Genomic DNA, 267 nt, shown 5'->3' on the forward strand with positions numbered 1-267 from the left:
CGTGGAACGCACAGTAGACAACGCTGATGAAGACACCGATAAAGACTCCAGCCACAAGCCACACCATACTCATTGCCGTGAACATATTTACCCTCCTTGTTTTTGTGCGTGAAGCACTGCACTGATTTCGCGCAGCCGATCAGTGATCGGCTGTCCCTTGCTGTCCGCGTAAAACTCTTCGAACAGCTCGATCACGTCGTTCACGGCATGCGCCAACTCCGCGACCTCCCGCAGCCTTTGGTTCGCCTGATTGAGGCGCTCGTATGC

The 267-nt window shown here is 54.7% G+C and carries 1 protein-coding gene; it reads right to left on the bottom strand.

Features of this window, described 5'->3' with window-relative positions; genetic code table 11:
* Positions 1-87 precede the first annotated feature (87 nt).
* Positions 88-267 (bottom strand): hypothetical protein (locus AC1RPJ_RS08200; RefSeq protein ID WP_481762914.1); only part of this gene is annotated, 180 nt, incomplete at its 5' end.

The organism is Dellaglioa sp. CoH-57-MRSF-17, assembly GCF_056782015.1.